The organism is Salinithrix halophila (assembly GCF_042650125.1).
Lineage (GTDB): Bacteria > Bacillota > Bacilli > Thermoactinomycetales > DSM-45169 > Salinithrix > Salinithrix halophila.
This window is the reverse complement of the sequence record NZ_JBHSAP010000018.1, coordinates 14,391-37,169: the sequence shown is the minus strand read 5'-3', so window position 1 is coordinate 37,169 and position 22,779 is coordinate 14,391. Positions and strand designations below refer to the sequence as shown.

Below are 22,779 nucleotides of genomic sequence, written 5' to 3'. Positions count from 1 at the left end.
TCCGATAGGTTATTCAATGAATCTCTCAGTTGAAACGGTACATGCGGAAATTAGGAGTAGAAGGTGGTTTTTTCTGAAACCTGGTTCTCTGGACCTTCCAATGATTTGTTGGTCAAGGATTCCTTGATATGCTTTAACTGCGCCACAATAATCACACTGATAATCACCAACAAAAACCAGGAGCTGATTTTCTCTACACCGACCCAGTTCCACGTTTTTTGTTGATCCGGGTATTGCCATGCGCCAAAAAATGTCGCGATATTCTCCGCCACCCAGATAAAGAAACCGATTAACAGGTAGGATAGCGCCATCGGCATGCGGTACGTTATCCCGTTGAGGTGGTAGGTGACATAGGTTTTGAAGTAAACGACAAAAATCAGCGCTGTCAGAACCCAACGGAAATCATATAAGTAATGGTGGGTAAAAAAGTTGAGATAGATCGCCGCTCCGAGGAGAACATTTACCATCCACCTCGGCCAATGGCAGATGCGAAGGTGAAATCTCCGCCAAGCTTGGCACAGATAACTGGCCACGCTGGCGTACATAAAACCACTATACAAGGGAACGCCCAAAACTTTGGTCCAGGCTTCCTCCGGATAGGCCCATGATCCCATATGCACCTTATATAGTTCTAGCAGGAGGCCGATCAAATGAAAAACCATCACAACTTTTAATTCATCCTTCGTTTCCATCCCTGTATAGAGCATTCCGAATTGAACGACGATACAAACCAGTAAAATAAAGTCATAGCGATGAATCCATGGCATCTCGATTTCTTTCGACACAGCGAGTGTTAAAAAAATCAAAGCAGGAAAGATACAAGACAACGCTTGCTGATAACTAAAAGAAAGTAATTGCCGAAGAAAAAACATCTGCTTACACCCCGCTCAAATGGCCCATATCTAAGTTGCGTAGGGTTACTACCCAATCACTTAACTTTCAGTCTAACGAATCCATCTACTCGACGCTATGGAAAAAACAAGCAGGAAGCATGTTGCACCCTTACTCCCCAGAAAAAGGGCTTCCGTTCACCGATCAACCTTACTTAAGGGGACGATATGCCGTTTCAAACCCAGTGGTCACAGCCAAATGCCGCAGTCGCTGATTGAGATAATATTTGTCCCAGTCCATCAAGTCGGAAGTATTGATCCCTTCCGTGATATACCGGCTGAAGTCCCAGATCGTTTCTTTGTTATGGGGAGGTCCTGCCTCGGCAATCATTTGCAAGGCAGTAATGATTCCTTCCATGACGGTAAGGTCACCGGAAGCATAGTGCCGAATCTGATAAAAACTTTTGTACACATAATAGGAAAAGGATTGTAAGCGAAGAATCAGCCGTAATTGTCGATCCCTACCGTAATGATACGGCCGGTTAATCGAATACCTGCTCAACGTGGTTAAAATCGTCCCGATCCGGTTGATGCAGTTCACAGCCGTATGAGGATCGTTAATCCCCGGGGATACGGCACGAAGAGCAATTTCCACCAACTGATGCAGTCCGAATTCAATATCTTGGACCGCGGTTCGCTCATTTCCCAACACAATTAAATCCAGAAACTCCTGCGCCTTGACCTCTCTTTCGGAGAATCTCCGGTAAGAAAAGATCTTGGCCCCTTTCGTCACAAAATCCCCGACGGACTTCTCCATCAGGATCACCGCGTCATCCCTCGCAGCGGTCCGGATCATGCCCGCCACATCGATGTACTGAATATATCCCGAATCCTGGGCGGTCACCGGTTGAAGATCGGTTTTGTGGAAGAGCAGGTCCATATTTTCAGGGGGACTTTCCTCTCCTAACACGGTATCAAAATGGGAAGCCATACTGTGAAGCGTTCGTTCTGTCAACTGGCTGATCAAGTTATTCACCTGGATCCAGGAAGCCACATGATGAATGAAATAGACAAAAAAAGCGAGACACGCAATCGCGATATTGACCGCAAAAGTCGGCGTGATCAACAAGACTTTCGCTTGTGTCCGGTTCAAAAACAGCAAAATGAACAAGGTATAGATGAATCCGGCAACAAACACCCCCAGTACCCGCTGCGTAATCCGGTTCGATATAAAATTTTGCAATGTGCGCGGCGAATATTGCGCCGTGTAAGTGGTCAGCACCACCATGATGGACGAAAAAGTAATGGTGATCATGGTAAAGATGGCCACAGCCAGCGAACTTAAAATGATCTTCGCCAAATCAATGTCCGTGAGCAACGCTTGAAAAAACCACATCCGTTTCTGCTCCAACGTCAAAATCCTGTCCAACTCCACCGTAAGATAAGCAGCCAACAACGCCAGCAAGCTAAACAGAATCGGAAGGAACCAGAATTTTTGCCTCAAACCAATCCAAAACTTCATCAACGCCACCCCCCTTTCACCCTTTTGACGGCCTTCATTCTTTTATTTCCATCTCCTGACCGGTTTATAAGAGAAGCCTGAGAAACACAAACGCCCAGAGAGTTTTCTCTCTGGGCGTTTGTTATGGGGGGAGTTGAGTTGTTAATCGGTTTAAGAAACCCCGTCAACCACTTTATGACTGACCAACCCGTTTGCGCCGTTCAAGGCCCCGGGTACCACCCTAAATCTAAACAGGCGTGATAAGATTCATGAATCAACTGCAAGGTATCTTCTTGAAAGTGCCAAAGCCAATTCTCATCATCCGGGTCCAAATCCCTGGGATCCAGCTCGCAAAATTTGTTAATCCCAACCGTCCATCCGGATTCCATCCTTAGAGGTTGCAGCTTCGGGCTACGGGATGTGTAATCGTTAATGATAAAATCCTCCTTCCACCGCAATGCTAATTTTATGATTTATCGTCAAATAGAGATCCCCCAGAAAATCAAACCACCGATCGTATATAAAAGGCCCCACTGCCATAACCGCACATAGTTGTTGGGAAACGACTGGGATACCGTGATTGTTATAAGCCATACAGTTCCATAGCCCAAATAGTAAATGCCTAATATGGTAAGTAGAAACTGTTCATGAATAATGACACTCGTGAAAACGATGAGAAATAATAAGGTAGACGTAGCCAACAAGTCAAAACTAATCCAATGCCATCCACAACGAGACATTGTCCATTTCTCTACTTTGTTATGGCCATCATTCTGTGTATCCTCTGGCTTTATCATCTTGATTTCTCTGTCTCCCACAAACGTGTGCGCAATAAAAGCGAGTCCACTCAATATAGCTGCAATCAAAACGGGGATATTCATCCCATCACCTCATCACTTATGTTTTTTGATGACTTCTTTGCTCATAATATTCAACATTTCACGTGGAATCACACCACACTAAATTAGCTGATACAAACCAATACATGGAGGACTTTTTTCTTTGTACGGTCCAATCTATAAAAAAGCCAAATTCCAAACCACCTTTTTAAATGCGGGGTGGACAAGAGAAAACCTCTTTTGCTATGATTGAGCCAATTTCTGGCGTAACCCCCACGATCGAACCAGTTGCCCACCCGTATCCATTATACTTTTTGCTAGGTGATGATTAACCGTCCCTTGCACGTTCAGCTCTGACTAGTAAAGAGGCCGCTAGTTGATAGACTATTAGAAAATCAAAAGCGGTAAAGGAGACGATTCATTTGAACCCTCAAACATATTGGAACCAACGCTATGAACAGGGACGAGTTTGGGGCGACGAGCCTTGCCCTTCGGCAACCGATGCACTGCCTTTTTTCCAACGAGCAGGCGTAAAAAGCGTACTGGTCCCCGGATGCGGCTACGGACGAAATGCCATGTACTTTGCTCAACAAGGATTCACCGTTACAGCCTTCGACCTATCCGATGTATCCATCGACCATGCTAAAAAATGGGCGGCCCGAGAAGGAGTGGATATCCGCTTTTTCCAAGGGGATCTGTTCTATGAGTACCGGTTGAAAGGACATCCATTTGATGCGGTGTATTTGTCCAATGTCATCCATCTCTTCCTCAAGGACCAACGAGCCCAACTCCTGCAAAACCTAACCAGCCTTCTCAGACAGACCGGAATCTTCATCTTTTCTTGCATTTCCACCTCAGACCCCAACAACTATGGCATCGGACAAGAGGTAGAACCAAACACCTTCATCAAGCACGAGTCAAAACCCTTACACTTCTATACGGAAAGGGAATTACATGAGATCTTAGAACCAAACTACCACATCCTCGAACAACGGCTCCACACCCAAACGGAGACCGACCCCGCAGGAAATGTGGAGTCCCTGCAACTATGGTTCGTAGCTACGGAAAAACGATGATAAAAGTATGATGGTCGTCTGCCCCTGAGTTACCATGAAGCAGAGTTGGTATGTTCCAATATGATCGGCAATTTTACCCCTTCCCCCGAAACTGCTTAAAAGCAATCATAGCAATCAAAGCAATGATAACGGCACTAACGATGGAAGCGATATTAAATCCGTCGGTAAAGGACAACTGGGCGGCCCGGATGACCTCTTCCCGTAGATGATCCGGAATCTGATCGGCAACGGATGCTGCACCTGCTAGATTATCTTCGACTACGGCAGCAACTTCAGGCGGTACACCGGATGGCACTTCCATCCGAATACGGTACATGACCATGCCTATGCTCCCAATTGTTGCAACACCGAGTGCCATTCCCAACTCGCTGCTTGTCTCCGATAGTGACGAAGCGGATCCTGCTTTCTCCGGTGGAACTAAACCGATGATCAAGTCCGTCAACAAGACCATCATGGGGGCAGATCCGAGGGTAAGAAATAAGGTTACTGTTGTTAGAAAAGCCAGACTCGTATCCGGACCAATTTGGCCTAGTAACAAGAGCGCGGAACTAGCGATGACTAACCCGAAGCTTATCACATAGCGAGGCTGATAACAGCGCGCAAGCCATGGTGTCATCAGGGATCCAATAATGGAACCGACCGAACCGGGAAGCATTAATAAGCCGGCTTGAAACGGAGAGAACTCCTTCACCATTTGCAAATATTGAGCAAAGAATAGAAAGAAAGCACCGAACACCATCGTATCAATAAGCAGCATCACCAGCGCACCGCTAAAAGCGGGATTACGAAATAAACGAATGTCCAATAACGGATCACTCAACTTACCCTGTCGGCGAACGAAGAGCCATCCCAGTAGCACCCCAACGACTAGGGATAAAAATGTCGTCCATTCAAGTCCATATCTAGCCATTTGCTTCACCGCATAGATAAAGGGAAGCATAGCACCGAGAGACAGTAGCACGCTCAATAGATCAAGTTTTCCGGCCTGATCATTCCGATACTCGGGTAGCAGGAATGGAGCTGTTATGAGCAATAGCAACATGATTGGCACACCGAGCAGGAAGACCGATCCCCACCAATAATATTCCAAAATCAAACCGCCTACCACCGGTCCGATAGCAGCCCCTACCGTGAAGCACATTACCCAAACACTGATCCCAACGGCGCGCTGCTTCGGGTCTTTAAACATATTGCGAATGAGAGACAAGGTAGAAGGCATTAAGGTCGCCCCCGCAATACCAAGAAAGGCTCGGGTCGCAATAAGCATCCCCGGGCTAACGGAAAAAGCCGCCGCGACTGAGGCAATCCCAAATGCGCTCGCCCCAATCATTAAAAGCCGCCTTCGACCAATACGGTCGCCCAATGTTCCCATTGTCACCAAAAATCCAGCTATCATAAATGCGTAGATATCCAATATCCATAGCTGCTCGGTGCTATTCGCCTGTAAATCGGCAACCAAATGCGGAAGTGCCAGATGCAGCACCGTAACATCAATGGCTAGTAGCAAGGTTGGCAAGGTGAGAACCACCAAACCGATCCATTCTTTCTTTCCGGCCTTTGGATAAGTACCCTCTATAGCAGTCCCTTCATCTAACGTGAAACCTTTACTGCTTTTCATAGGTCTCTCCTCTCCTTTTGTTGACACTACCTATAATTACGAAGCCCATGAATAAACCCGATACGACTCGATTCGCCTGATAAACGGAATCTACGGGAGAGGCATGATGGCCCCCACCCCTTTTTCTGTCATATGCTCTTAGCCCTTTACACAGACCGACCGGTCGGTATATAATGCTAATGGATTCCCCAATCGATGTCAAGGAGTGGACAATCCATGAAAGAAAATAAGATCATCCAAGCAGCTCGACAGCTCTTTGCTGAAAAAGGATATAAAGATACTTCCATGGCCGATATCGTAAAAGCCTCAAACAGCAGTAAAGGAAACGTCTATTATCATTTTAAAAGTAAAGAGGATTTATTTCTTCATGTAATTGAGGAAGATGACAAAGCTTGGGAAGAAAGCTGGAAGAAAGAACAACAAAAATACAAAACCGCTCGTGATCAATTACTGGGGCTAGCCAATTTCTCTGCTGTAAGAGACGCTCATCACCCATTGAATAGAGCTTTTGCTGAATTTTACTCACAACCCAACCATTCCCCAGCTATTCAAGAGAAAATGAACGAATTAAGCGACAGATATATATCCATCATTGAAAACATTATTGTAAAAGGAAATCAAAATAAAGAGTGGAACGTTTCCGATGTTAAACAAGTGAGTGCCATCGCCACTGCAATTTTTACAGGCTTAGAAATCCATACAAATCGAGACAGCGTCCAAAAACGGCAAGAGGTTTTTCGTCGCACGATAGAAATATTTATTGGTGGGATTAACGAATAAGGACCAGATCAAGAGGAGGGAAATTTCTATTGCAGAAACGAAGAAAGGGCCTGATTTTCACCCTCATCACGGTGCTTACCTCTCAGCTACCAGCATCTGCTTATTTTACAACCATGAAGAACAATCATCTCTTCAACTAATTGTAAATACGTCAGACATAGTGATCCGGGTGGAGGGAATTTAATTTACAGAAGTTGTATATTCGCAAACAAAGCAGAGCCCTTTTTTCACATGGGCTCTGCTTTGTTGCTATTCGAAAAAAGCTCAAAAACTTTCTTTTCCATCCTTCTCTACAACCCATATGCCATACCATGCTGTGCCAGCCATTGTTTATGACTTAAATAATCCGGCATCGCGCGACCTAGGTACTCCCAAAACCTCGGCGTATGATGAGGCTCATGCAGGTGAGCTAATTCGTGTGCAACGATATATTCCACGATGGATGCTGGGAGTAAAATCGTTCGCCAGTGGAAATTAAAGTTTCCCGAAGAGGCCGCAAGAGCCCCAACGGTATCCAAGATCCATGACAGGGATCTCGGTTGGATGCACTCCCAGGCGGCATTTCCAAAGGTCCACCTTTCGCGTCAGCCAAGGCTGGGCGTGAACCCGGTACCAATGGATGAAGTGCTCCCGCCCGGAGCTTGCCTGATCGCGACGGAGCTCGAAATATCCCCGGTCTTTTCCCAACCTTGCTTCATTTAGTCAAGCCCATTATCACTCCCATTCCCAAAATTTCGCTCCCTGTGCTACGACAAATCGGTCTAACCACGCTTCAAAATTCATGTTAAGGTACTTGGCATCCTCTAAAATACTAGAATCCAACCAAATAAGATAATTCTCATTAGCCACAGAGGTATCAATGAACAGTTGACCTCCATCCTGATAACCAATCGGAAACCATTCTTCTGGCATGCCTTCTAATTTAGAATCGATTATTCTCCACAAACTGTGTAACTCAAACCCTCCCCCAAACCAGGGTTCAAATAAAACTGCGCCATTATGCATAAGCAAAAATTGTTTGTAATCCACAGGGAGTGTAATATTATTGTTTTTCTCAAACTCCCGTATTTTCGAATCTGAAGCAGGAGGGTTAAACTCGAACTCAACTTTGTACAAAAATCCTCTTTCTCCTTGAACCTCGATTTCTTGGTTAACTAATCTTTTCTTCAGAGCAGTTAATGTTTCGTTTACCAGGCAATCGCTCATATTTATCCCCTCAAATTTAATCAAATAGGCACTCTTCATTCCCTCTTTTATTATAGGGAACGTATACGCACTTTTCATTAATAATTTACACATAAGGAAACTACTCCATTAAACACTAACAAAATCAGGTATATCTACCACCTCTATTTCAGTAAGCATCGAGAGGGGGCATCCGACGCCCCTTGCCTTAGCTAGGCAGCTAAATCAGGTTTTTTCACCATAGGCTAGCTCCTATTGCTTACTGTGGGTGGTAGTGTTTGTGTTTCAGTTTTAAAAAGAGCATTTATCTGATAGTCTCTCGATCTAGTTTCTATGTAACGGGAAACCCACTCATTTTTCTTCATAACTACAAATAATCCGATTCCCCCCAAAAATATACCCCCTATTTTATTCCATTTTCTTTCCATATACCCAGTATTATATAAATAATAGTCAATCCGGTTCTTAAAATATACTTTAAGTCCTATTGACTAGAAGAATGCACTGTAATAAAAGTAGGTGTACAGTTGTTACCAAATGAAAGGAGGGAGATTATTTGGTAGTCGATAAAAAACGTATCTTGATTATCGGACTTTGCATAATGGCCTTGGTCCTTTTTTTTGTTGTTCTCTTTTTCCGTTTTTATCAGTTTTACACGATTATTGGTAACAGCATGAGCCCTTCTCTTCGTAATGAACGGACTTACTTAATGGAAAGGGGACCACTACAGCCTAACCGTGGGGATATTATTGTTTTTTACCATGAGCCAGAGCAACTCACCTATGTGAAAAGAGTGATTGCCATGGAAGGGGAAACCATCCGCATACATAGTGGAAAAGTCTTCATCGATGGTGAGGAACTGGACGAACCGTACCAAACGAAAACGGGGAAAACCGATGATTTCGGTCCCTATCAGGTGCCCAAAGGTCATGTATTCGTCCTTGGAGACCATCGGGTAGACAGCGTGGATAGCCGTCAATTTGGGGCCGTCCCTACGCAAGACATCCGAGGAAAGATCGTCAGCTATGAGTAAACACATTTAGGAGGTTTTTTGATGAACCCTTATTACAGCAATGATGCAAATGATCCCTCTAACCCTTGGCTCTCGATATGGATCCGCCCGAAGGAGACCATCCGCGATTTGGTTCGTACCCCTTCAAAAATGCCGATCGTCTTGGCAATCCTTTTTGGTATCATCATGATTCTAGATTATATGTCGAACAGAAGTTGGGGAGATTCGAGCCCACTGTTTTTTATTTTCTTCATCACCTTTATTTTTGGCCCGATGATTGGAATCATCGGTTGGTTTGTTGCCAGTACCATTTGCTTTGGGCTTGGTCGACTGTTTGGGGGAACAGCCACTTTCCATGAAACAAGGTTGGCTGTTGCTTGGGCCGCTATTCCCTATGTGGTAAAAGGTCTTATCTGGTTTCCGCAATTATTGATTTATGGACGAGATATGTTTACTTCAACCACACCCGTGATGGATAACAGCTTCATCTTGACCCTCTTTTATTTTCTGTTAGCCCTTCTGGAATTCGTCTTTGTGTTTTGGCATCTTGTGGTGCTATCCAAAGCGCTGGGTGAAGTTCATCAGTTTTCATCATGGAAAGGATTTGCCTCTGTCGTAACCGTTCCCGTCTCATTCTTCCTCGTTTTGTTTATCATCGCTGGGATTCTGTATGCGTGAGGCTTTAAGATGAACAATCCATTTCGGCATCTATTCAATCGACGGGGCTCCTCCACTGTTGAATATGTCATCATTCTCGCAGCAGCAATGCTCCTGGCTACGATCCTGTACAACGTGGTTACAGGCGATGAAGTGAAGGAGCAGATTCACACAGCGATCGAAAACGCCATCAATGGGAAAAGTTCAGGTTCTCTAAATCAATCGAGTAGCGAGCCCAACTCTGCCCATCCGACTAAGAAGCCAGGCCCTTCACCAGACCAACCTCCTCCTTCATGGACAGATGAGATTAAACAGAAATACAAAGAATATAAAGATTATATCTTATGCGCAAGATCTCGAGGGGTTTTGGAGTATTGGGCATGTGTGAACCAGGATGATATAAACAAAGATATTCGCGATTTAGTAGATGATCCTAAAGGATATTTTAAAGACGTTATCGGTTGGGATGATCTTAAAGAATCCTGGTATGACTTAACAAACGTTAACTACCAGGAACAATGGGATCAGTTAATAAATGACCCTGGCGGATACTTAAAACGGAAGGGTTCATACCTCAAGCAACGCTGGGATGATTTTAAGCAAGATCCTGTTGGAAATACCGGTGCTTTATTGGCTGAAGGCATTGGATGGAATGACCTAAAAGCTTGGTGGACAGGTAAGGACTCGGAATCAGGTGAAAAACTCCGTGTCCCCAATCGAATATTCAGGTTAATCACAGGCCTTCCAACCCCAGCAAAAGCAGGGAAAGCTTCAAAAGCCGCCGATAAAAACGTATTGGATTTTGTACACGGATTGGCCTGTGCTAAAGGGAAAAATTCGTGCGAGAATACTAGTAGCTCCAGGCCAACAAAGCCTAAGTATTCTATTCCAGATAGGAATTTTGGCGTTGAAGATGGAACCAATAGTAAAGGGGAAAAAATCAAGGTTGCTGTATTGCCTAATGGTCAAAAGGTCAATATACTAAGTAGTAAATATGCTGGGAAAACCAATAAAAAAGGTATTCCTTTTGACGGTGATGGTTTTCCGGATTTCTCTCATTGGGTGAAAACAGAAGTCCACCTACCTCCAGATAAGATTCATGGTGCAAGTCAGACACAAACTGCGCAATCTACTCAAGTATTGCGCGAAATATTGAATAAATACCCATCTTTTAAAGATCGATTCTACAGAAATTTCCCAGAAGAGGAACGTGATCAAATTAAAGAGGATATCAAGTCAGGAAAATATAAGATTGGAAAGTATACTTGGCACCATCATCAAGAAACAGGAAGAATGCAATTAATACCTTCCACGGTCCATCAAAAAGGATATCCTCATACCGGAGGCCACAAACTTTGGGGAACAGACTATGGTAATAAATAAGGAGGTATTTTCATGGTCAAATGGAATCCAGCAAAAAGACCCGCTACAGATGAAGAAATACAAGCAATTGAACATAAAGTTGGGTATAAATTCCCTGATGACTTTGTTGAGTGGGTAAAAAAATACCAAGGCAGTAACCCGAGTGCCTACCTAGACGTTAATAATGAACTCTTTACTTTTGATCGTCTTTGTATCATATCCAATCCTAGTACGGAGGAAGAATCACTCGATCATGTGCTAGAGGTTTATGAAACCATGTATGAAGAAGATGAACTAGAGTTGCCTCAAGGTCTTGTTCCCTTTGGTTTTGATGGGTCAAATAAATGGTACTGCTTTGATTACCGTAACCAACCCACTAAACCCTCTGTTGTCTTGATCAATTGGGAAGTATCCTATGAAGATGAACCAAGCAAATCAATCACATATGTTTGCGACTCTTTTTCGGATCTCCTAGAGATGTTATACACGAGGACATTTTAAATTAAAGAAGAACCCGCCTAATTAGTGGCGGGTTCTTCTTTGTGTTCATCTAGCACTTTAACCCTCGAAAGGATCAACCCATTTTTTGTTCTTCAAGTCAAAATGTTTACTAGAACCTATTTCAAAAAACGTTTGAGAGACCAAAGGATGAGAGCCACAAAGCAGAAAGCCTTGTACATATGGACATATAAGTCATAACGAACGACCAAACGGCGGCAGTTATCCATCCATGCGAAACAGCGCTCGACTTTCCAGCGCTCGCGATAAGCCGATCCCCCTTGGATGGGTCGACCTCGTTTGGGTTTTTGCCGTTTTCTTTGCGGGATCGTTGGCTTGATTCCCCGTTTTCGTAAATACTGGCGGAAGTTCCTGCTGTCATAAGCTTTATCTGCCACCAACTCCATGGGACGATTACGTGGTCGGCCTCGTTCCTGTGGAACCCGAACCCGTTCCAAGATTTGTCTTGCCAGAGTGATTTCATGGGGTTTTGCGCTGGTGACATGGATGCCTATCGGCAAACCGTTTCCATCCGATACCAGCATCACCTTGGATCCCTTCCCCGCCTTGGTTTTTCCTATTTTCTCTCCCCTTTTTTCGCGGGCACAAAGCTTCCGTCTAAAAAGGCTTGGGTCCAATCCAGTTTCTGCTGTTCCTCCATTTGTTGCAGGAGTGCTTGCCAAATCTGCTCCCAGGTTCCATCTTCCGACCACTGGTTTAAGCGACGCCAACAGGTCACGGGGGAGCTGTAGCATGAAGGCATATCCGACCACGTGCAGCCCGTTTTTAGCACGTACAAGATCCCGTTAATCGTCTTTCTGTCATCTGCCCGGGGTCGTCCCCGACCTTGTTTGCGCGGCGGCAGAAGCGGTTTGATCCGATCCCACTTGTTCGGGTGTTAAATCATGTCGTGTACTCATACACCCAGTCTAACAACTATCCAATTATTTTGAAATAGGTCTACTACATCTTAATAAACTAGTATATATAGGTTTAGAGCCATTATTTTCTTACCAAAAAATAAAACACATAGATAGCAACCTCAGTTTGGTCCCGTTTACAGAATACCTAATAGGTTTGATAATAAATGTAATATTCATCTCTGTAGGGGCTTCTCACTTAACCAAATTGATAAAAAGGAGATAGCTTCCTTATAATAATCGGCTTATATATGTCAGGAGGAGGAAAAACTACTGAGAGATGTTGATTTGGTACAAAGATGATATTCCGAGGGAGAGAAATTTCTCAGAACAAAGCTATTACAAGATTGCCGGATGAGGACCTGCATGATGGAATATTCCCGTAATTATGTATAATAGGATACAACGACCATGGAGCATTGTCTCCGACACTTAACCAACACTACCAGGAGGTGAATCGATGACGATTACTCTGCGCCAGGCCGTGGCTGGGGATTTTCCGTTTGTCTTCGAGTTGAACAAAATGAATATGCGCCCCTATGTGGAAGAGATACGCGGCTGGAACGATGAGGACGAGTGGACTGACATGAAGCGAAAATTCCGTCCAGGACAAGACTGTATCATCTTGGCCGAGGGAGAACCCATCGGTATTTTCGCAGTCGATAAAGAGGAATCCGGTTATTATCTTCGCCACATCGAACTGCTCCCTCATTGCCAAGGGACTGGGATCGGTTCTGCGCTAATCCGGGATTTGTTGCAAACAGCCGGGGAAGAGAATCTCCCTGTTTATCTGACCGTCCTCAAACACAGCCCCGCTCGCCACTTTTATCAACAGTTGGGCTTCTATATCACAGGAGAAAAGGGGATTAAATATCAGATGGTCGCCTATCCGCCAAGGTAGATGTCATCTTTCTTTTTTCAAGATCCCTAAGTACTCTTTCCAAGGCCCAACGTCATCCCTGTATCTGTCGGCCATGACCCGTACGATTTGCGCCATGTGGGTTAAATCATGAACAACCCAGGTAGAAATCAGCTCTCTGGCCTTCACGACCCCAAACGCAGGGTGAGAACCTGTCTTTTCTAGATTCTGTTTATCGTTAATAAGGGATTGAAGCTTAGATATATTGAGCTTTCGAATCATTTTGAACTCACGTAACTTTTCCTCCACTGACCTCTCCGATTTTCCCCTCAAGTGAGAATATCGATCAAATGGAGGAAATGGTTGGCTTTCACCTTCCTTAAGAATAAGTTCCAGCCTAGGCATCCAATTATTTTTCTCTCCCTCAATGAGGTGCTCGATCACTTCAGAAACATTCCAGGTTCCTTCCTCTTCCCTGCATTGTAACCAACCATCCGATAAACCCGATAAAAAAAGCTCCAATGTTTGGGGTGTACGCTCCAGAACTTCAATGGCTTCGCTCATTATAAAATTCATAGCCCGGCTCCTTTTGTCATGATTTACAGGGGGCTTTCATCGTTCTGTCTTGAAGTGAGAGATGACATAAGCAAATCCATGGTATTCTAAAATAGCAACGGCGGCAGGGTAGCGCCCCTACCGCCGAGCAGCCGTTGACGAGCGGCCACAGTGGACGAGAAGTAACCCATGCACCTTTAACCACTTGGGGCGGGTTACTTTTTTTAATGCCTAACCGCCATAGCCTTACGATTTAGCTAAGAAGCTATCGGGGATGGTCCGTCCGCCCTTGGCTTCATCATGGCCTATTCTACCATACTGATTTTCACCGGTTATCATGATCGAGGGGGATCTCATGCATCTGGAACAATTGTACGAAGATTATCAGTCACTCCTGTTTCATTTGGCTTATCGCATGTTGGGCTCTGTTTCGGATGCGGAAGACATCGTCCAGGACGTCTTCCTCACTCTCCATCAACAGGACGTCCATAAGATCCATCATGTAAAAGCGTATCTGATTAAAACGACCACAAACCGTTGTTTAAATGTATTAGGTTCGGCACGCCGAAAGCGGGAGGAGTATATAGGGCCCTGGCTTCCGGAACCGCTTATAGACCCACAAGAGCCCGCCGCCATCACCGAGCAGAACGAGTCGATCTCTTACGCATTCCTCGTATTAATGGAGAAGTTATCCCCGATGGAACGAGCCGTGTTTATCTTACGAGAAGGGCTTCGATTTGAGTATGAGACCATCGCGGAAATGCTGGATAAAACGGCACCGAATTGCAGAAAAATCATGAGCCGTGCCAAGCAAAAGCTTCCCGAGGAGAGCCCCGTCATTTCACCGCAGCAAAAAACTACACCATTGATTGAGGCTTTTATCGACGCCGCCAACACGGGGAATTTCCAATCGTTTATCCGCATGTTAGTAGAGGATGCTTCCCTTATTTCCGATGGCGGTGGCAAAGTCCGTGCCGCACTCAAACCTATATTGGGTCGGCTGCGTATTCTCCGTTTTTTGGAAGGAGTTTCGCAAAAAGGGGCGTTTCAAGGAAACTTTTTGCCGATTTCTTTGAATGGAGAACCAAGTTTACTGTTCATCAAAGAGGGACAAACCACGGTCGCTTTTTGTTTTGCTAGGGAACCGGGGGCATCAAAGGTGGCCCACATTTATGTGGTGATGAACCCTGATAAGCTGAAAAAATTGCAAGGGGTGTCACAAAACCGTCCGTAAGATTGTCTTGATTGGTGTAAGGCATTCTTCAACACAGGAGGGTATATGTGATGCACCTTCGTATGGATCATCGGAAAGCCAACCCCCAAGCACTCAACACCATGATGCAAATGGAAAGGTTTGTGAAAGAGAGCGGACTTGACCCCAACCTTTATGAGCTGGTTAAAATCCGCGTATCGCAAATCAATGGCTGTTCGTTTTGCATCGATATGCATGTTCAGGATTTACTAAAAAAGGGGGAATCCAAACAGCGGATCTATCTCCTGACAGCCTGGCGGGAAGCTCCGTGCTTTACCGAACGAGAGAGAGCGGCCCTGGAATTGGCTGAAGCCCTCACTCTCGTATCGGAAAGCGGCGTATCTGACGATGTATACCAACATGTCCGATCCTCCTTTGACGAACAAGAGTATATCCATTTAATCATGGCCATCAACACCATCAATGGATGGAACCGACTTGCGATTGCGACTGGCATGTTTCCTGGATGTTTTGATGAGTAACCGTCATTTTGATAAAACGCCTCCAACATGGAGGCGTTTCATTTTCTTCATTAAGGGGAGTTAAAACCTATCGCCTTTTTCATCATTCGAGGTGTTTTCCCGGGAAGCTATTTCTGTAATTGATAGATCGCTGGTTGGAGACCTTTCAAACTTAGTCTCATCAACTCACGACAATGGATGGAACATTGATCCGCTGCACGGAAAAGCAATGATCCGTCTTCCGTCAGGAGAATAGCTATTCCGCCCGGTTTAAGCACTCTGGTCATTTCTTGAACCAATTCACTATACAGAGCTCCCAATTCGACTCGGGCCCCGATTTGACGACCAAACGGCAAATTGCATACAAATTTGTCGGCATAACCGCTTTCCAATGGCAAATGCCTGGCATCCCACCTCTGAACAACCTGATGGGTTTCCTTCAGATTGATTCTGGCGTATTGGACTGCTTCAGATGAATGGTCTCCTCCCCTGATTTCCGTGTACGGGTAAGCAAACCGTTCGTTGAGGATCGTACCCGATCCGCAACAGGGATCAATAAAAATGTCCGTAACCTCTGGTGACGAACACCAAACCAGAGCATGAGCAATCGTGGGCCGAAGAGCGGCACTTGTAAAGACACGATTTTTTCCGCGATATCGAAAAGTTGAATCGGTTAATCGCAGAGAAAATATCGCTTCTTCCCCATGAATGTCCAGCCGAAATTCCATCGTATGGTGTGGTGCGGTTCCTCGGGTCCATCTGGGATATCGTCTCGCAATCCCTCTCATGGCAGCTTCCGCAGCTTCGAATCGACTGTACGTCTGCTTTCCTGTCCGGCTGGCATTTACAACATACCCTCCTTCCAAGCAGCCCATCGATTCTGCGAATGATAGATCGAATGCTGAGATTTGTTTTTCCAATCGCTGTAGATGACATTTTTGTGGGCCAACGGAAAACCTGCCGATCAGTCGGTAAAGATTATCAGCGGTCCTTAAGTTCAAATGAGACTCCCAAGGCAGTCCAGACTGGAAAAAGACTTTCCCCCGTGCTGTTGACTTCAATAGCGCTTCGGGAAATTTGGTATTCATTTCATCTATTAAAATCGCTTCCAATCCAGGGAGAACAGTAGCCATATATTTGTAATTCATCATGGGTTTCCTCCGATTCATTCAATCGGAAAACCGGTTGAAAACCACAAAAAAACCGCAAATGAACAAAACCCATTCACGGTTTTTAAAAAGCAACCGATTGACCGTGATTGTTCATGACAGATGGAACCACAAAAGAAGGCACAGGAAAACAATCGGACTGGAAGCCGACTTTCCCATAGAAAAACCTCCATTTTGTGGATGGATTCAGTTAAATGACACGGAACCCTCTGTCAAGAAATACGGCCATCTTCATCTAGATCGGTTGCCTCCATTCATTTTATTTGTCTATAGCTTATTATATCCTTTTCTCTATTTTCAAGTGTTTCCTCTCCCTTGTTTGGCCCATGGTATTATAATGGAAGCGAAGAGGGATCGAGTATATTGTTATTGAAAAATACAATCGAGAGCCTGGACGTGAAGGTCCCTGCCATACTTAAGACAGAAGCTAGGGTTAAAAGTCTATATACGAGGTGATGAACATGCTTAACTGGAATGAAGTTTATCAACAGGGAAATATGCTTTGGGATACTGGATCCCCATCTCCCGAGCTTGTTGCCACCATGATGAACCAAGGGCTTCCTCAACCAGGAGATACAGCCTTGGACATCGGCTGCGGAGGAGGATGGGAATCGATTTTCTTGGCGGAGTGTGGTTATCAAGTTTTGGGGATTGACTTAGCTCCAGAGGCCATTAAATTGGCGAAGCAACGAGCCAAAGAGGCGGGTGTTCAAGTGGATTTTCGTCAAGGGAATGCTTTGCAGTTACCCGTCGAGGATGAAACGATCGATTTTATAACGGATCGTGGCTGTCTTCATATTATTCCAGAAAAAGATCAGCCGACTTACGTTAATGAAGTGACACGGGTATTAAAACCGGGTGGGGTATTTTTGCTTCGAGGAATTAGCCAGTTGGATGAAACGATGTTAGCACGGATGAAGGAAGAGATGCCGGAAATAGAAGACCTAGCCGGCGACCTTCCTGATGAACCCTTAAGCAAAGAAAAAATCGAGCGGTTATTTAGAGGACCTCGTTTTACCCTCAGCCGGATATTCCCGTTTAAAATGGGTGGTAAAGATCTATTCATTCAAGCAAACATGGTGTTAATTCGTAAGCAATAACCGGGGATACCCGCATAAGAATTAGAAACGGTTGAAACTCGGTCATCTATTGGTAAAAATGATCATCTATCTCCATATATTTTGTGATAAAATGAATACAAACGTCTGTTCCTCCTGGGAGGGATATATTCACCGGCACCTCGATAAACCGCTTCCCTTCCCGTCAGGCCAGCCTATTGAAGGAACCGTCCAGGCGACGGTTCCTTTTGAAGGTGTCATTTTGATTGGGCCGTTTAGCACACCGATCCTGGGAGGCCTTCCTCTGCACGGAACCCTTCTTTCACCGGCGTTCTGTTGATGAGCCGTTTCCCCAAATCACCTCACCAACAGAAATTCTGACGATGGGGCAGGTTAATATGAAGATATACAGAGCAAAAGGAGGAAGACACTTCCATGACAACCGGAGAGAAAAACGCCGAACATCCAGCGAACGCTGCCGAAATAAAGAGAAGTGTGCCATGGATCTATTACGTCATCTTTTTCGCCGTGCTGAACGAATCGGTCTTCAACGTATCCACCCCGGATATCGCCCGGGAGTTCCATCTGGATGCTTCCGGGGTCAGCTGGGTGGTTACCATCTTTTTTATCGTCTTCGGCTTGGGTATGGTCATCTTCGGAAAGCTCTCCGATATCTATAGCGTAAAAAAGCTGATCATCTTTGGAATCGTCCTCTACAGCTTGGGGTCGGTGCTGGGCTTCCTTCTGCAAGCGTGGTATCCGGGCGTTATCTTATCCAGGGCGATCCAAGGCATCGGTGGGTCCGCCATCCCGGCGTTGGTCTTTGTGATGGTTGCCCGTTTTTTCACACAGGAAGAACGGGGAAAGATGTTTGGCATCATCACGTCTACAGTCTCCTTCGCCATCGGGGTCGGTCCCCTGTTCGGCGGGTTCATCGCCGGCTCCTTCCACTGGTCCTATCTGTTTCTCGTCTCGCTCCCCGTTCTTCTCGCCGTCCCTTTCTTCCAGAGGTATTTGCCCACGGAACAACGGAAGGCGGGTTCCTTGGATATCGTCGGGGCGGTGCTGTTGGGAAGCGTGGTGGCTTCGGTGATTCTGTTTACGACGGAAGCGAAATGGGTCTATTTGCTCGCTGCTTCGATCGCTCTGGTCCTGTTTATCTTCCGGATCCGGCGGGCGGAGGAGCCCTTTGTGGATCCTTCTCTCTTCATCAATCCCTTGTTCCGCGTCGGGCTCCTCATCGGTTTTCTGATTTTCGGAACCATCATGTCCGTAGTTTTCATCCTTCCGCTCATGTTTCATGACATGTACGCCCTGGATGCCAAAACCATCGGCCTTTTGATGTTCCCAGGCGCGATGAGCGCGGTCATCTTCGGCAGGGTGGCCGGCCATCTCACCGTCAAACGAGGCAGCCATTTCGTCGTCTATCTGGGGTTGACCCTGATCGCCCTCAGCCTCCTATTTCAATCTTCCTCCATCGGATTATGGGTGTGGTATATCAGTGTGGCACTGGTCTTAATGTACATCGGGTTTTCCCTCGTTCAGACGGCGCTGGCCGAGAGCATGACGCAAATCCTGCCGACTCATCAAATCGGCGTAGGTATGGGGCTGTTCAACATGACGGTCACACTTTCCGGGGCGGTTGTCACAGCACTGGTCGCCAAAGTGTTGGAAAAAGGGCTGTTCGCTTTTCCCTTTCATCCCTTCATCACCGACTCCAGAGCTTATCTGTTCGGCAACCTCATCCTGACCATCAGCTTAGTTGTCGTGGCGGGTGCGTTGATGTACCTTTTCACCTTCGGCAAAAAAGCTTCGAATCCGGCGAGAGAACCGGCTTGACAATGGAACAACCGGATCCCGGTACGGGGCCGGGTGGCTTTGAACCAATGGAAACAAAGCATGAATACATCCCGCCTGTTTCCGACTGTTTCACCGGCACACCTACAAGGTGGCTGAAAAACAAAGTGATTACCGCAGAAGAACAAAAAACGATTGAAACCCGATCATATGAAGGCGATCGGGTTTCAATCGTTTTTTATAAATACTTTCCGCAAAGCCTGTACGTTTCTATTACTCTTTCATAGGATGTGTTATGTAGCACAAACTGTCAATGACCAGAAGGGAAAATGGTAGATGTCACAAGGAAACATCGGCGGGTCTACAGGACCGACTGAATCGCCGGGGCCAACCCGCCCCCCTTGGCCACCCTGCCCACCCCGACCAGCGCGGCCGACCGGACTCATTTACGTAACACATTTTACTGACAATAGGGTATCCGTCATCGATGGGCCTACCAATACAGTTATTGCAACCGTTCCAGTTGGGGCTGGCCCATTCTTTGTGGGAGTAAATCCTTCCACCAATAAAATTTATGTAACCAATCAGGGTGACAATACGGTATCCGTCATCGATGGGTCTACCAATACAGTTATTGCAACCGTTCCAGTTGGAACGAGTCCATATGGGATTAAAGTAAACCCTTCCACCAATAAGATTTATATAGTAAATTTTTCTGACGCTACCGTATCGGTTATGGATGGAACTACGGATACAGTTATGGGAAGAATTTCGGTTGGCCTTTTTCCATATGCGATTGGAGTGAACTCTTCCACCAATAAAATTTATGTAGTCAATGCCAATTATCCTGGTCCTGGTATTGATTACACGACCGTATCCGTCATCGATGGGGCTACAGATTCAGTTATTGTTACCGTTCCAATCGGGACGAATTCATATAGGCTTGGAGTAAATTCATTTCCATACGGGGTCGGAGTAAATCCTTCCACCAATAAAATTTATATACCGCATATTGGTGGCAATCCCGTATCCGTCATGGATGGGGCTACGAATACAGTTATCGCAACGGTTACCCTTGGAACTGATTTCACCAAAATCGGAATAAATCCTTCCACCAATCGAATTTATGTAACCAATTCCGATAACCACACTGTATCAGTTATAAATGGGTCTACCCATAACAACATTGCAACTGTTCCAGTTGGAACGAATCCACAAGATATTGGCGTAAATTCTTCCAATAACAAAATTTATGTAGCAAACTTTTCAGACTGTACTGTATCAGTAATTAGCGGAAATACGAATCAAGTGATTGCAACCGTTCCAGTCGGGATCAATCCATATGGAATTGGAGTTAATCCGTGACCCGCAAAACGCCCACGGGATGAAAGCCGTGGGCGTTTTGGTTACCGGTTGCGAATCCGGTTGTTGACTCGAATGACGGCCATTTCGACGGCGTTGATGGCGATGGAGTTTCCTCCCTGTCGGTTGTCGGCTGTAGCGGATTGCCTGGCCACGATCACATTTCGCCCATTTTTCAACCGTTTGATCGAGGATTTTCGCATGGTTTCTCCCCTTTCCCCCTAAAATCAGGGATGCTTCGCCCGTTACCCCTGTCTCCGTCGCCCTTTCTTGAAGATCTGAACGTTAAGGGCGTTACTTGCCAGTACGTTCCCGTGTACGGTTTTGCCGGTAGCGGTTTGCATAATTTTCACCACAAGATATTTGTTTTTCCCGATCCGGTATTGGTACGTTTTCACACGGGTCCGGGTCATGTTCCATCCCCCCTGCAGTGATGATTCTATACGTTATGTGAAGGAAGAGAATGCCGCTTCCGCGAATAGGGGACACCGGACGGAAATGGGTAATCGGCAGGGTTGGGGTCGCGAAAGAGAGAGGGGCTTCTCAGTCCGATATATCCGCTGGAAGTAGTAAACACACTGACATTCTCTGAAAATGAAGGCGTCATAAGGTCCATTTTCCGAAGATTTCTCGAATATACAGGTCGACTGGAATTGGTTTGAGTATTCCAAAGGTTCAAGGGAGTTTCGCATAAACGAAGTTAAAAACACCAAGTTTTATCAAGTGGATACGGACGTTACGGTGACCTTTCTGACCGACAAAGATAGTGCCTCTGAATCTGTTGGTCCGTTGCTGGCCAATAAAAAAGCGTTTGAGTATCCCTGCCGGTACTACGATCCGGAAAAGACAAGGTTCCCCTGGCAATGCCATGGTGGGGACTTTTTTGAACCCTGGTATGGAGGGCAATTTGAGTTATATCGCATATCGGATATCCTAGAGAATCAGGTGCCTGGCTTGCATCCAGAAACCTGGTACCCCATCGGCTATCAAGATGGGGGATACTTATTGATGGATGGTGAAAAGCTCAAAGAAGGCCACCAGGATTACCTCATGTGGTGGGAATCCAGCCTCACAGAGGATGTCAAAACATTAGGGCTAAACTTTGAATTATGGCTGAACCGCTTCATTATTGCCCAGGGTACAAAGTTTTGGGATTGGTCCCAACAGAACGTCCATCAATACTATCGTCATCGTTAAAAGGCCTGAAAAACAGGGAGGATCCCATTATGAAACCTCGAATTACCGTCATTACATTAGGTGTGGACGACCTGGAAAGGTCATTAAAGTTTTATCGCGACGGATTGGGGTTGCCAACAGAGGGTATAGTTGGAGAGGAATTTGAACATGGTGCCGTTGCCTTTTTCGACTTACAAGAAGGATTAAGGCTCGCTATATGGAAGCGCAAGGATATTGCTCATGAGGCAAAAGTTCATCAAACTCCGGCTAGTCCCACAGAGTTTACAATAGGTCATAACGTAGGTAGTAAAGAAGAAGTTGACGCGGTAATGGAACAAGCAAATAAGGCTGGTGCAACGATTACGGAGCCCGCTCACGATACCTTTTGGGGTGGTTACTCTGGGCACTTCCAAGACCCAGATGGTCACTTGTGGGAGGTCGTCTGGAATCCGCAGTGGGATATCGAGGCATAAGTAGGTACTCTTATACTAATTCCATAGAAATAAGCCCTTTGCTAAGGGCTTTTTTGTCTACGTTCTACTTCAAGGAACCTTCTAATAGAGTGCTCCATACATTATAAAAATAAGGGATTGTTTATCCAAGAACTATCCGATTGTATTGGACTCAGTCTAACAGCTTTAAGCAAGCTGGAATACGGTAAGACCAAACTGAAACTAAGCACCTTACGACTCTTGTCTCAGGCTTTGAATGTTTCCATTGCCTACCTTGGTTGTTTCGAGTCCCTTCCCGAGTATTCCTTCGGTCAGATTAAACAAGGCTCGCCTCTATCCACGGGATGACTCACCAAGGGA

The 22,779-nt window shown here is 45.6% G+C and carries 27 protein-coding genes and 3 pseudogenes; 18 read left to right on the top strand and 12 right to left on the bottom strand.

Annotated elements, in window-relative coordinates; all coding sequences use genetic code 11:
• Positions 1–50: 50 nt before the first annotated feature.
• From ACFOUO_RS13250 to ACFOUO_RS13240, 3 genes are all read right to left on the bottom strand, one after another.
• On the bottom strand, positions 51–872 hold the full coding sequence (locus ACFOUO_RS13250) for a DUF817 domain-containing protein (protein WP_380705620.1): 822 nt from the start codon (positions 870–872) through the stop codon (positions 51–53).
• A gap of 169 nt (positions 873–1,041) precedes the next feature.
• Positions 1,042–2,352, bottom strand: coding sequence for a DUF2254 domain-containing protein (locus tag ACFOUO_RS13245; protein ID WP_380705619.1), 1,311 nt, complete (start codon positions 2,350–2,352; stop codon positions 1,042–1,044).
• A 458-nt stretch (positions 2,353–2,810) separates the two neighbouring features.
• On the bottom strand, positions 2,811–3,212 hold the full coding sequence (locus tag ACFOUO_RS13240) for a hypothetical protein (protein WP_380705618.1): 402 nt from the start codon (positions 3,210–3,212) through the stop codon (positions 2,811–2,813).
• Positions 3,213–3,592: 380 nt separating this feature from the next.
• On the opposite strand from ACFOUO_RS13240, the gene ACFOUO_RS13235 reads away from it, so the two are divergent.
• The gene (locus ACFOUO_RS13235; protein ID WP_380705617.1) at positions 3,593–4,246 is read left to right on the top strand and encodes a class I SAM-dependent methyltransferase; all 654 of its coding nucleotides are present in this window, start codon (positions 3,593–3,595) and stop codon (positions 4,244–4,246) included.
• 73 nt (positions 4,247–4,319) lie between these two features.
• Here the strand turns inward: ACFOUO_RS13235 and ACFOUO_RS13230 are convergent, their stop codons facing one another.
• The gene (locus ACFOUO_RS13230; protein WP_380705616.1) at positions 4,320–5,864 is read right to left on the bottom strand and encodes an MFS transporter; all 1,545 of its coding nucleotides are present in this window, start codon (positions 5,862–5,864) and stop codon (positions 4,320–4,322) included.
• Between the two features lie 216 nt (positions 5,865–6,080).
• On the opposite strand from ACFOUO_RS13230, the gene ACFOUO_RS13225 reads away from it, so the two are divergent.
• A complete protein-coding gene (locus ACFOUO_RS13225; protein ID WP_380705615.1) occupies positions 6,081–6,644 on the top strand; it encodes a TetR/AcrR family transcriptional regulator in 564 nt (187 codons plus the stop codon).
• Positions 6,645–6,934: 290 nt separating this feature from the next.
• Here ACFOUO_RS13225 and ACFOUO_RS13220 read toward each other — a convergent pair whose 3' ends face one another.
• From ACFOUO_RS13220 to ACFOUO_RS13210, 3 genes are read right to left on the bottom strand one after another with little or no spacing between them, the layout of a single operon-like run.
• Positions 6,935–7,162 carry a YgjP-like metallopeptidase domain-containing protein gene (locus ACFOUO_RS13220; protein ID WP_380705614.1) on the bottom strand — a complete coding sequence of 76 codons (228 nt, stop codon included), beginning with the start codon at positions 7,160–7,162 and terminating at the stop codon, positions 6,935–6,937.
• The gene (locus tag ACFOUO_RS13215) at positions 7,119–7,331 is read right to left on the bottom strand and encodes a YgjP-like metallopeptidase domain-containing protein (protein WP_380705613.1); all 213 of its coding nucleotides are present in this window, start codon (positions 7,329–7,331) and stop codon (positions 7,119–7,121) included. Before ACFOUO_RS13215 ends, ACFOUO_RS13220 begins: the two co-directional genes overlap by 44 nt.
• Positions 7,332–7,358: 27 nt before the next feature.
• Positions 7,359–7,943: an SMI1/KNR4 family protein gene (locus ACFOUO_RS13210; RefSeq protein ID WP_380705612.1), complete on the bottom strand. Its 585-nt coding sequence runs from the start codon at positions 7,941–7,943 to the stop codon at positions 7,359–7,361.
• A gap of 442 nt (positions 7,944–8,385) precedes the next feature.
• Between ACFOUO_RS13210 and lepB the strand changes: the two genes are divergently transcribed.
• The 4 genes from lepB to ACFOUO_RS13190 are packed head-to-tail and all read left to right on the top strand — an operon-like array spanning position 8,386 to position 11,361.
• Positions 8,386–8,862 carry a signal peptidase I gene (gene lepB / locus ACFOUO_RS13205; protein ID WP_380705611.1) on the top strand — a complete coding sequence of 159 codons (477 nt, stop codon included), beginning with the start codon at positions 8,386–8,388 and terminating at the stop codon, positions 8,860–8,862.
• 21 nt (positions 8,863–8,883) lie between these two features.
• Positions 8,884–9,519, top strand: a complete 636-nt coding sequence (locus ACFOUO_RS13200; RefSeq protein WP_380705610.1) for a Yip1 family protein — start codon at positions 8,884–8,886, stop codon at positions 9,517–9,519.
• A 9-nt stretch (positions 9,520–9,528) separates the two neighbouring features.
• A complete protein-coding gene (locus tag ACFOUO_RS13195; protein WP_380705609.1) occupies positions 9,529–10,881 on the top strand; it encodes a DUF4244 domain-containing protein in 1,353 nt (450 codons plus the stop codon).
• A 12-nt stretch (positions 10,882–10,893) separates the two neighbouring features.
• Positions 10,894–11,361, top strand: coding sequence for an SMI1/KNR4 family protein (locus tag ACFOUO_RS13190; protein ID WP_380705608.1), 468 nt, complete (start codon positions 10,894–10,896; stop codon positions 11,359–11,361).
• A gap of 116 nt (positions 11,362–11,477) precedes the next feature.
• On the opposite strand, the pseudogene ACFOUO_RS13185 reads toward ACFOUO_RS13190, so the two are convergent.
• Positions 11,478–12,245: pseudogene (locus ACFOUO_RS13185) on the bottom strand (IS5 family transposase); the annotation flags it as partial.
• A 493-nt stretch (positions 12,246–12,738) separates the two neighbouring features.
• On the opposite strand from ACFOUO_RS13185, the gene ACFOUO_RS13180 reads away from it, so the two are divergent.
• Positions 12,739–13,179 (top strand): GNAT family N-acetyltransferase, encoded by a 441-nt coding sequence (locus tag ACFOUO_RS13180; protein ID WP_380705607.1) that lies wholly within the window; start codon positions 12,739–12,741, stop codon positions 13,177–13,179.
• Between the two features lie 3 nt (positions 13,180–13,182).
• Here ACFOUO_RS13180 and ACFOUO_RS13175 read toward each other — a convergent pair whose 3' ends face one another.
• Entirely contained in the window at positions 13,183–13,713 is a 531-nt protein-coding gene (locus ACFOUO_RS13175) for a DinB family protein (RefSeq protein ID WP_380705606.1), read from the bottom strand.
• 334 nt (positions 13,714–14,047) lie between these two features.
• On the opposite strand from ACFOUO_RS13175, the gene ACFOUO_RS13170 reads away from it, so the two are divergent.
• A complete protein-coding gene (locus tag ACFOUO_RS13170; protein WP_380705605.1) occupies positions 14,048–14,926 on the top strand; it encodes an RNA polymerase sigma-70 factor in 879 nt (292 codons plus the stop codon).
• A 50-nt stretch (positions 14,927–14,976) separates the two neighbouring features.
• Positions 14,977–15,426 (top strand): carboxymuconolactone decarboxylase family protein, encoded by a 450-nt coding sequence (locus ACFOUO_RS13165; protein WP_380705604.1) that lies wholly within the window; start codon positions 14,977–14,979, stop codon positions 15,424–15,426.
• A 107-nt stretch (positions 15,427–15,533) separates the two neighbouring features.
• Here the strand turns inward: ACFOUO_RS13165 and ACFOUO_RS13160 are convergent, their stop codons facing one another.
• Positions 15,534–16,556 carry a methyltransferase domain-containing protein gene (locus ACFOUO_RS13160; RefSeq protein ID WP_380705603.1) on the bottom strand — a complete coding sequence of 341 codons (1,023 nt, stop codon included), beginning with the start codon at positions 16,554–16,556 and terminating at the stop codon, positions 15,534–15,536.
• A 479-nt stretch (positions 16,557–17,035) separates the two neighbouring features.
• Here ACFOUO_RS13160 and ACFOUO_RS13155 point away from each other — a divergent pair, with 479 nt between their 5' ends.
• From ACFOUO_RS13155 to ACFOUO_RS13130, 6 genes and pseudogenes are all read left to right on the top strand, one after another.
• Entirely contained in the window at positions 17,036–17,674 is a 639-nt protein-coding gene (locus ACFOUO_RS13155; protein WP_380705602.1) for a class I SAM-dependent methyltransferase, read from the top strand.
• Between the two features lie 175 nt (positions 17,675–17,849).
• Positions 17,850–17,957, top strand: a pseudogene (locus ACFOUO_RS13150) (AraC family transcriptional regulator); the annotation flags it as partial.
• A 110-nt stretch (positions 17,958–18,067) separates the two neighbouring features.
• A complete protein-coding gene (locus tag ACFOUO_RS13145) occupies positions 18,068–19,471 on the top strand; it encodes an MFS transporter (RefSeq protein ID WP_380705601.1) in 1,404 nt (467 codons plus the stop codon).
• Positions 19,468–19,716: a hypothetical protein gene (locus ACFOUO_RS13140; protein WP_380705600.1), complete on the top strand. Its 249-nt coding sequence runs from the start codon at positions 19,468–19,470 to the stop codon at positions 19,714–19,716. Before ACFOUO_RS13145 ends, ACFOUO_RS13140 begins: the two co-directional genes overlap by 4 nt.
• 49 nt (positions 19,717–19,765) lie before the next feature.
• Positions 19,766–19,972 (top strand): annotated as a pseudogene (locus ACFOUO_RS13135) (YVTN family beta-propeller repeat-containing protein); the annotation flags it as partial.
• On the top strand, positions 19,973–20,794 hold the full coding sequence (locus tag ACFOUO_RS13130; protein ID WP_380706249.1) for a YVTN family beta-propeller repeat-containing protein: 822 nt from the start codon (positions 19,973–19,975) through the stop codon (positions 20,792–20,794).
• Between the two features lie 41 nt (positions 20,795–20,835).
• Here the strand turns inward: ACFOUO_RS13130 and ACFOUO_RS13125 are convergent, their stop codons facing one another.
• Together ACFOUO_RS13125 and ACFOUO_RS13120 are read right to left on the bottom strand one after the other, a co-directional pair.
• Complete coding sequence (locus tag ACFOUO_RS13125; protein ID WP_380705599.1) at positions 20,836–20,994, bottom strand: hypothetical protein; 159 nt, start codon at positions 20,992–20,994, stop codon at positions 20,836–20,838.
• A 42-nt stretch (positions 20,995–21,036) separates the two neighbouring features.
• Positions 21,037–21,204 (bottom strand): hypothetical protein, encoded by a 168-nt coding sequence (locus tag ACFOUO_RS13120; RefSeq protein ID WP_380705598.1) that lies wholly within the window; start codon positions 21,202–21,204, stop codon positions 21,037–21,039.
• Positions 21,205–21,532: 328 nt separating this feature from the next.
• Here ACFOUO_RS13120 and ACFOUO_RS13115 point away from each other — a divergent pair, with 328 nt between their 5' ends.
• The 3 genes from ACFOUO_RS13115 (at position 21,533) to ACFOUO_RS13105 (ending at position 22,767) form a co-directional block, all read left to right on the top strand.
• Positions 21,533–21,988 carry a hypothetical protein gene (locus ACFOUO_RS13115; protein WP_380705597.1) on the top strand — a complete coding sequence of 152 codons (456 nt, stop codon included), beginning with the start codon at positions 21,533–21,535 and terminating at the stop codon, positions 21,986–21,988.
• A 29-nt stretch (positions 21,989–22,017) separates the two neighbouring features.
• Positions 22,018–22,440: a VOC family protein gene (locus ACFOUO_RS13110; RefSeq protein WP_380705596.1), complete on the top strand. Its 423-nt coding sequence runs from the start codon at positions 22,018–22,020 to the stop codon at positions 22,438–22,440.
• Between the two features lie 117 nt (positions 22,441–22,557).
• Entirely contained in the window at positions 22,558–22,767 is a 210-nt protein-coding gene (locus tag ACFOUO_RS13105) for a helix-turn-helix domain-containing protein (protein ID WP_380705595.1), read from the top strand.
• The last annotated feature ends 12 nt before the right edge of the window (positions 22,768–22,779 follow it).